Source organism: Pseudomonas sp. CVAP#3, from assembly GCF_018986375.1.
Lineage (GTDB): Bacteria > Pseudomonadota > Gammaproteobacteria > Pseudomonadales > Pseudomonadaceae > Aquipseudomonas > Aquipseudomonas helvetica.
The window spans coordinates 109,980-118,193 of the sequence record NZ_JAHMSC010000019.1 but is presented as its reverse complement, the minus strand read 5'-3'; the positions used below and the strand labels follow the sequence as shown (position 1 = coordinate 118,193).

The window sequence follows — 8,214 nt, the reverse complement described above, 5'->3', positions numbered from 1 at the left end:
CGAGTTTTGCTTGCTCTGTGTACTTCCCCATGACACCCCCAAAGGTTGTGTCCAACATTTGGGGGTCAGTTCAGAGCGTGGGAACGAACACTGAGCCAGTCTGGCCTCAAACCCCCTTCGGCAACTCCATCAAAAACCGTGTCCACTCCTGGCCTGATTCGCAACGAATTGTCCCGCCATGGGCGCGGATGATCGACTGAGTGATCGCCAGCCCCAACCCTGCATGCTCGCTACTGCCTTCATGGCGCGCCGGGTCTGCGCGGTAGAACCGGTCAAACAATCGCGGCAACAGCTCTTCAGAAATCCCCCCGCCGCTGTTTTCAACACTCAGGCTCAAGCCCTTTGGCTCATCGACAATCCGCACCTGAACCTCACCGTTTGGCGGGGTGAAGCGCAGCGCGTTGTCCAGCAGATTGGAGAGGGCGCGGCGCAACATGCTGCGGTCGCCATTGAGGCTGGCGTCGCCGAGACGGGTCAGCTTGACTCGTGCGTCTTCGGCCAATGGTGCGTAAAACTCCAGCAACAGATCCACTTCCTCGGCCAGTTGCAGCGGTTCGCGTTTTGGCGTCAGCAAGCCGTGATCGGCCTTGGCCAGATACAGCATGTCGTTGACCAGCTGCGCCATCCATTGCAGCTCTTCGAGGTTGCTGTGCAGCGCCTCGCGGTAATCTTCCAAGTCGCGCGGGCGGGTGAGGGTGACCTGAGTGTGGGTCAGCAGGTTCGACAACGGCGTGCGCAGTTCGTGGGCGATGTCGGCGGAGAAGGCTGACAGACGTTGGAACGAGTCGTCGAGACGGCCGAGCATGGCATTAAAGGTGTGAGCCAGATTGGCGAGCTCGGCGGGCATTTGATCTTCGGGCAGGCGCTGGGTCAGCGAACTGGCGGACACCCCGGCGGCCACTTCACTCATGCGCCGCAACGGCCGCAAACCACTGCGCGCCGCCCACGCACCGAGCAGCGCGGTGGCTAGCGCCGACAGGCCGACGGTCAGCCAGATCAAATGCTGCATGCGCTGCAAAAAGTGCTGATGGTGAGTGATGTCGAGCATCAGAATCAGCTGCGCGGAATCGGTCTTGCCCGGCTCCAGCGCGGCGCTGTAGACCCGATACGCCGTGTCGGCGCTGTGCAAGCTGTGAAGACCGGAGCGGGTTGGCAAGTCGTCGGGGAGGTTCGCGGCACTGTCGAACCACACGCGACCATCGGCGCCGCGCACCCGCAATGCCAGGTCTGGCTGATGGCTCATTTCATCCTGCAGTCCGGCTTTTCGTTCGGCGAACAACTGCGGGTCGTCGGCGCCGGCCAAGACACTGCGCAGGGCGATCAGCTTGCCGTCGAGCAATTGCTGGTCGAGCTCAATGAAGTGCGTCTCGCTGGCGCGGCTGAACAGCACACCAGCGAACAATGAAACCACCGCCGTACAGGCGGCAAACAACAGTGCCAGACGGCCGCTCAGGGACAGGCGGCGCATCAGGCGGGACGCTCTTCAAGCACGTAGCCCATGCCGCGTACGGTATGAATCAACTTGTTCGGGAAGTCGTCGTCGATCTTCAGGCGTAGCCGGCGGATCGCCACTTCAATGACATTGGTGTCACTGTCGAAATTCATGTCCCAGACCTGGGAAGCGATCAGCGATTTGGGCAGCACTTCGCCCTGGCGGCGCAAGAGCAGTTCCAGCAGGGCGAATTCCTTGGCAGTCAGGTCGACGCGCTGGCCGCTGCGCTCGACCCGGCGGCGAATCAGGTCCAGCCGCAAGTCGGCCAGTTGCAGACTGGTTTCTTGCGGTGCCGCGCTGCCACGACGTAACAGGCTGCGCACGCGGGCCAGCAGCTCGGAAAAGGCGAAAGGCTTGACCAGGTAATCGTCGGCGCCCAGTTCCAGACCATGAACCCGATCTTCCACGGCATCGCGGGCGGTGAGAAACAGCACCGGGATGTCCAGGCCGGCGTTACGTACCGCTTGCAGAATCTGCCAGCCGTCACGGCCGGGGAGCATCACGTCGAGAATCAGCAAGGCGTAATCACCGGTCAGCGCGAGGTGCTGGCCGGTGTTGCCGTCGGCCACCAGTTCGGCGTTGAAGCCGGCCTCGGTCAGGCCTTGGCGCAAGTAGTGGCCGGTTTTCGGTTGGTCTTCGACGATCAGCAATTTCATGGGCAACTCGAGGTCAATGGAACAGGTGCGTTATACCGTGGCGGGCGGCGATGCAGTGCAACCTTACAAAGTTGTAATCTGGCCGTCAGCTGGCTGGCAGGGGCGCAACAGTAGAGTTTCCCACAGGCTGAACCTTATCTTGTTGGAGGGTGATCATGTTTTTGCATCATCGATTGGTGCTTGCTGGCTGTTTGCTGGTGTTGAGTTTTTCCGTAAGGGCCTCGCCGGCACAGACCTACGACTTCGGCACGCCGGCCCCGGCGGCGAAGGCTACGCGCAGCGTCGAAATCGTCATGAGCGATATGTCGTTCACGCCCAAGACGCTGGACATCAAAGCCGGTGAGACGGTGCGTTTTGTACTGATCAATAAAGGCCAGTTACTGCACGAGTTCAACCTGGGTGATGCGGCGATGCATGCTGCACATCAACAGGAAATGCTGAAAATGCAACAGGGCGGCATGCTCACCCCGACCATGATGAAAAGCGCTCCCATGGACCACGGTTCGATGGCGGGCATGGATCACAACTCGATGCCAGGCATAGATCACGGCGCGAGCATGAAGCACGATGATCCGAACAGCGTGCTGATTGAACCGGGCAAAACCACCGAATTGACCTGGACCTTCAAGAAAGCCAGCAATCTGGAGTTCGCCTGCAATATTCCCGGCCACTATCAGGCGGGTATGGTCGGCAAATTGACTGTCAGTCAGTAAGCACTCAAAGGCGGGAGCAAAGGCTGGTAGAATCCGCTGATTCTTTAGTCAGGTTTCCGCCATGCATCCCGCAGCCGAACATTCGCCGCTGGGCAAATCCAGCGAATACATCGCCACGTACACGCCGTCCTTGCTGTTCCCGATCCCGCGCACCGCGAAATGGGCCGAACTGGGCCTGACGGCGCAAACCCTGCCGTACAAGGGCGTGGATTTCTGGAACTGCTTTGAACTGTCCTGGCTGCTGCCATCGGGCAAGCCGGTGGTGGCCATCGGCGAATTCAGCATCCCGGCGGACTCGCCGAACATCATCGAATCCAAGTCGTTCAAGTTGTACCTGAACTCGCTGAACCAGACGCCGTTCGCCAATACCCAAAGCCTTGAAGCCACGCTGGTGAGCGATTTGTCGGCGGCTGCGGGCAAGCCGGTGGGCGTGCGTATTCGCAGTTTGAGCGAGGTCGAGGCTGAAGGCGTTGTAGCGCTGCCGGGCGTGTGCATCGATGATCTGGATATCAGCGTCAGCAACTACGAGCATCCGCGCCCGGAACTGCTGCGTTGCGACGATTCGCGCATCGTTGAAGAAAGCGTGCACAGCCATCTGCTCAAATCCAATTGCCCGGTCACCAGCCAGCCGGACTGGGGCAGTGTCGCGGTCGAGTACCGTGGCGCTGCGCTGGATCACGCCAGTCTGCTGGCTTATCTGGTGAGCTTCCGCCAGCACTCGGACTTCCACGAGCAGTGCGTAGAACGGATCTTCCTCGACCTGCAACGCTTGCTGAAACCGGAAAAACTGACCGTGTATGCGCGTTACGTGCGTCGCGGCGGGCTGGATATCAACCCGTATCGCAGCACTGAAGAAGTACAACTGCCGAACCACCGTCTGGTCCGCCAGTAAAATCAGGCACCTGTTCTGTGGCGAGGGGGCTTGTCGGAACGCCGCACCGCCCCGTTCGGCTGCGAAGCAGTCGTAAACCATTCGATGCGGTATCCCCGAAAAATTTAGGCGGCTGGTTTGGGGGCGCTTCGCGACCCAGCGGGGGCAAGCCCCCTCGCCACAATGGGGGGCGGTGGTTGTTAAGCGTTGTTTTGGCCGCGAAAATGAAAAAGCCCCGCTATCGCTAGCGGGGCTTTTTTGCATTCGCAGGGTCAGATTCCGATGTTGCCCAGGGTCTGCACGATGTTGCGCAACACGGTGGCCAGCGCCGGGTGGTCCACTTCAAAACGCTCCACGGCAAGGTTGACGCCGTCCGCCAGGCTGCTGTCCTGCGTCGCGGTTTCGAGTTTGATCTGCGCCTCAATCTTCTGCATCAGTTCTTGCAGGTGTTCACGTTCTTCCAGCGTGAGCGGTGGGTTCTGCTCCAGTTGCTCGCGCAGGGCGTTGAGCTGTTCTTGCAGTTCGCGGGCAGGCATGGCGTTCTTCCTTTTATCGATAGGCACTGGCATAGACCGCAGCGATGGGCCAAAGGTCTGCATCTGACCTTTAGATTAATCCACTGGCGAGCGAAGTGCATGATCTTGATCAAGAACGGCCCATCAGGGCTTTTCACCCTTGTGTCGGCGCAGGCCGATGTCTGACAGGCAAGTGCCGAGTTCGCCCAGATGATCGATCACCGAATGCACGCCGAGGCTGAACAGTTGCAGGGTCGCCTTGCCGCGTTTGAGCTCGCGCTCTTGCTGGCTCAAGGCTTGCCACTCACTGGGCGCCAGCCCGCAGAGTGAGCCACAGGACGCCAGGCCAATGGTCCAGAGCCCGGCATTGAGGCCCGATTGCAGCAAGCGCGGTTCGCCGCTGACCAGTACGCAGCCATCCAGGCGATCGATGTTCAGCGCCATCAATGCTTGCCAGCACGCATCGGGGGAAGGCCATTGCCCGACATTCAGCGTGTGTGGGCTGGCGGTGATCCAGTCCGGCAGCGAAGTGGCCAGGGCGTGGCTTTGCGCGTGCGGCAACTCGTCGAGCCAGGCGCACGGAATGCCTTGAAGTTGCAGGCTGTGCAGTGCTTCCAGAGCGCCCGGTGTCAGGTGTGCCCGTTCGGCCGCGTCGTTATTGTTCTGACGGCTACAGGCGCCGAAATCCACCAGGCAGCCGCTGAGACCGAAGAGCACTGCGGTCGGGTTGGGAATGCTGTGGGGGAGGGCTTGGGCGTGAGGCATTTCGACGTCCCTGAAATAACCTTAGAGGTTATGGACGGACCATGACAGTTGAGTGACATCGGGATGAATCGGCGTTTTCCGGGTGGCTGCCTAAAAATACTTATCCGTCTTATACTAGCGCGCTTATCGCCCGGGTATTGAGGCCCGCGCCAGTACGGTCCAAGGAGTTTTTCTATGCGCTGGAGCAATCGTCTAGCTCGACTATGTGTGTGTGCCAGCGTGTTGCTGGTTCCGTTCGCTGCCCAGGCCGCGTCGGAAGATGACCCTTGGGAAAGCGTTAACCGCCCGATCTACAAGTTCAACGATGTACTGGACACCTACGCCTTGAAGCCGATTGCTCAGGGCTATCAGTTCATTACGCCGACGTTTCTCTCGGACGGCATTCACAACATGTTCCGCAACATCGGTGACGTCGGCAACCTGGCCAACGACATCTTGCAGGCCAAGCCGCGCGCCGCTGGCGTCGATACGGCTCGCGTGCTGATGAACACCACCATCGGCCTGGCCGGGTTCTTCGATGTGGGCACCAAAATGGGCCTGCACCGCAACGACGAAGACTTCGGTCAGACCCTTGGCTACTGGGGTATGCCTAGCGGCCCTTACGTGATGCTGCCGTTCTTCGGCCCAAGCACATTGCGTGATGCACCGTCCAAGTACGTCGACACTTACACCCAACCCTACCGCTACATGAACGACATTCCGGCGCGCAACATGGCGTACGGCATGAGCGTAATCGACACCCGTGCCAGCCTGTTGTCGGCCGAGAAGCTGATCACTGGCGACAAATACACCTTCATTCGCAACGCTTATCTGCAGAACCGCGAATTCAAAGTTAAAGACGGCAAGGTTGAAGACGATTTTTAATCGTCACCTGCACAACAAGAAGGCGGCCATTTGGCCGCCTTCCTTGTTTCTATTCGTGCTCAATTCATTTTCAGGATTGTAAGCCCAAGTTTCTGGCCGTCAGTGTCCTGTTGAGTGATCCAGACCACTTCGGTCTCGGCTTCCAGGCCCTTGAGCGCGGCGTGTTCGGAATCGATGCGCACATTCAGCTTGTCGCCCACCTGGAACGAACGGCTCGCCCGAACCTGCATACCACTGCTGGAAAGGTCGATACAGACGGCTGGAATCAAATCGCCGGCGTGGATCAATGTGACGTCCGCATCGACCCGCATGCGGATGTAATCGCGCTTTTCACTGTAGTCACGATCGGTTTGGCTCATAGGCTCGACCCTTCCATTGTGTTGCGGTTTTGGCTGTTCTTATAACTCCCGGTGATTTGCGATGTAAAGACGCCTGATGACCATCGGCGTGAGCTTGAAACGCCTCGCGGATGGGAGTACCGTCTGCGCCTTAGAAGGGCACCTCTGATGAACACGCTTGTAGGGCAAATGCTCGAAAGCGGTGCGACAGAGAGGCTAGAAAGCGAATCCAGTAGTGTGTGCCGGGCCGAATGCCCTGCCAGCTACGCCAACCTAATTCTGGCGCCGTTTGCCCACATGCAAAAAACCAGTGCCACGCTGCTGATAATCGATGACGACGAAGTAGTACGCGCGAGTCTCGCGGCCTATTTGGAAGACAGTGGGTTCAGCGTCCTTCAGGCCAGCAATGGCCAGCAGGGGCTTCAGGTCTTCAAGAAAAACCAACCCGATCTGGTGATCTGCGATCTGCGCATGCCGCAGATGGGCGGGCTTGAACTCATTCGTCAGGTCACCGACCTTTCGCCGCAAACGCCGGTGATCGTGGTGTCGGGTGCCGGCGTGATGAACGACGCCGTCGAGGCCTTGCGTCTGGGCGCCGCGGACTACCTGATCAAGCCGCTGGAAGATCTGGCCGTACTCGAGCACTCCGTGCGCCGGGCCCTGGATCGTGCGCGCCTGCTGCTGGAAAACCAGCGTTATCGGGTAAAACTCGAAACCGCCAACCGCGAGCTCGAAGCCAGCCTGAACCTGTTGCAGGAAGACCAGAACGCCGGGCGCCAGGTGCAGATGAACATGCTACCGGTCAGTCCCTGGACGATCGACGAGTTCAAGTTCGCGCACCAGATCATCCCGTCTCTGTACCTGTCGGGCGACTTCGTTGACTACTTTCGGGTCGACGAGCGCCGGGTAGCCTTCTACCTGGCGGACGTTTCGGGCCATGGCGCTTCATCGGCATTCGTGACCGTGCTGCTGAAATTCATGACCACGCGCTTGCTGTTCGAATCCAAGCGCAACGGCACCTTGCCGGAATTCACCCCTTCAGAGGTCCTTGGTCATATCAACCGAGGGCTGATCAGCTGTAAGCTGGGCAAACATGTCACGATGGTCGGTGGAGTCATCGACGAGGAGACGGGTTTGTTGACCTACAGCATCGGCGGACACCTGCCGTTGCCAGTGTTGTACACGCCAGACAGTGTGGGTTATCTCGAAGGGCGCGGCCTGCCGGTGGGCTTGTTCAATGAAGCCACCTACGAAGACCATGTTATCGAGCTGCCACCGACGTTCAGCCTGACGCTGATGTCCGATGGCATTCTGGACCTTTTGCCAGAACCTACACTCAAAGAGAAAGAGGCTGCCTTACCTGAACGGGTAAGAACGGCGGGCGGCAGCCTGGATGGCTTGCGGCAGGTTTTTGGATTGGCCACGCTAGGGGAGATGCCGGATGATATCGCCCTGTTGGTGTTGAGCAGGAATCTTTAATGAGTACCGGTAGAATCCAGTTCGCCGAGCAGGACGGCACCTTCGTCCTGAAGTTCGTCGGTGAAGTTCGCCTGACCCTGTGTTCGGCGTTGGATGCGACTATTGAGCGGATCTTCAGCGCGTTGAATTTCAACGCAATCGTGATCGATCTGACCGAAACCCGCAGCATCGACAGCACCACGCTGGGCCTGCTGGCCAAGCTGTCGATCATGTCGCGGCAAAAGGTCGGCCTGCTGCCGACCGTCGTCACCACCCACGAAGACATCACGCGGTTGCTGGAGTCCATGGGCTTCGAGCAGGTGTTCAACATCGTTGACCGCCCGATTCCGTGCCCGGAATGCCTGACCGACCTGCCTGACCAGGATCAGTCCGAAGAAGTGGTGCGGATCAAGGTGCTGGAAGCGCACAAGATCCTCATGGGCCTGAACGACTCCAACCGCGAAGCATTCCATGACTTGGTGAACGCCCTGGAGCGTCACTGAGGCAAGGCTGGACCTGTGGCGAGGGAGCTTGCTCCCGTT

The 8,214-nt window shown here is 59.3% G+C and carries 10 protein-coding genes; 5 read left to right on the top strand and 5 right to left on the bottom strand.

Translation table 11 applies throughout. The annotated features are described in order from the left end of the window. Positions 1 to 106: 106 nt before the first annotated feature. Together KRR23_RS24745 and KRR23_RS24740 are read right to left on the bottom strand one after the other, a co-directional pair. Positions 107 to 1,468, bottom strand: coding sequence for a heavy metal sensor histidine kinase (locus KRR23_RS24745; RefSeq protein ID WP_216744621.1), 1,362 nt, complete (start codon positions 1,466 to 1,468; stop codon positions 107 to 109). After that, positions 1,468 to 2,148 carry a heavy metal response regulator transcription factor gene (locus KRR23_RS24740; protein WP_216744620.1) on the bottom strand — a complete coding sequence of 227 codons (681 nt, stop codon included), beginning with the start codon at positions 2,146 to 2,148 and terminating at the stop codon, positions 1,468 to 1,470. The genes KRR23_RS24745 and KRR23_RS24740 overlap by 1 nt, the downstream gene beginning before the upstream one ends. 155 nt (positions 2,149 to 2,303) lie before the next feature. Here KRR23_RS24740 and KRR23_RS24735 point away from each other — a divergent pair, with 155 nt between their 5' ends. Both KRR23_RS24735 and queF read left to right on the top strand, forming a co-directional pair. Next, positions 2,304 to 2,861: a plastocyanin/azurin family copper-binding protein gene (locus tag KRR23_RS24735; protein WP_216744619.1), complete on the top strand. Its 558-nt coding sequence runs from the start codon at positions 2,304 to 2,306 to the stop codon at positions 2,859 to 2,861. Between the two features lie 61 nt (positions 2,862 to 2,922). After that, complete coding sequence (gene queF, locus KRR23_RS24730; protein WP_216744618.1) at positions 2,923 to 3,753, top strand: NADPH-dependent 7-cyano-7-deazaguanine reductase QueF; 831 nt, start codon at positions 2,923 to 2,925, stop codon at positions 3,751 to 3,753. 251 nt (positions 3,754 to 4,004) lie between these two features. Here queF and KRR23_RS24725 read toward each other — a convergent pair whose 3' ends face one another. Both KRR23_RS24725 and KRR23_RS24720 read right to left on the bottom strand, forming a co-directional pair. Beyond that, positions 4,005 to 4,268 (bottom strand): DUF4404 family protein, encoded by a 264-nt coding sequence (locus KRR23_RS24725; protein ID WP_054593163.1) that lies wholly within the window; start codon positions 4,266 to 4,268, stop codon positions 4,005 to 4,007. A 123-nt stretch (positions 4,269 to 4,391) separates the two neighbouring features. After that, the gene (locus KRR23_RS24720; RefSeq protein ID WP_216744617.1) at positions 4,392 to 5,012 is read right to left on the bottom strand and encodes an HAD family phosphatase; all 621 of its coding nucleotides are present in this window, start codon (positions 5,010 to 5,012) and stop codon (positions 4,392 to 4,394) included. Positions 5,013 to 5,186: 174 nt separating this feature from the next. Between KRR23_RS24720 and KRR23_RS24715 the strand changes: the two genes are divergently transcribed. Beyond that, positions 5,187 to 5,876 carry a VacJ family lipoprotein gene (locus KRR23_RS24715; protein WP_216744616.1) on the top strand — a complete coding sequence of 230 codons (690 nt, stop codon included), beginning with the start codon at positions 5,187 to 5,189 and terminating at the stop codon, positions 5,874 to 5,876. A gap of 59 nt (positions 5,877 to 5,935) precedes the next feature. On the opposite strand, the gene KRR23_RS24710 is transcribed toward KRR23_RS24715, so the two are convergent. Next, a complete protein-coding gene (locus KRR23_RS24710) occupies positions 5,936 to 6,235 on the bottom strand; it encodes a PilZ domain-containing protein (RefSeq protein ID WP_216744615.1) in 300 nt (99 codons plus the stop codon). 276 nt (positions 6,236 to 6,511) lie between these two features. On the opposite strand from KRR23_RS24710, the gene rssB reads away from it, so the two are divergent. Together rssB and rssC are read left to right on the top strand one after the other, a co-directional pair. After that, positions 6,512 to 7,693 carry a two-component system response regulator RssB gene (gene rssB, locus KRR23_RS24705; RefSeq protein ID WP_216744628.1) on the top strand — a complete coding sequence of 394 codons (1,182 nt, stop codon included), beginning with the start codon at positions 6,512 to 6,514 and terminating at the stop codon, positions 7,691 to 7,693. Further along, positions 7,693 to 8,175: an anti-sigma factor antagonist RssC gene (gene rssC, locus KRR23_RS24700; protein ID WP_054593158.1), complete on the top strand. Its 483-nt coding sequence runs from the start codon at positions 7,693 to 7,695 to the stop codon at positions 8,173 to 8,175. Before rssB ends, rssC begins: the two co-directional genes overlap by 1 nt. Positions 8,176 to 8,214: the final 39 nt, after the last annotated feature.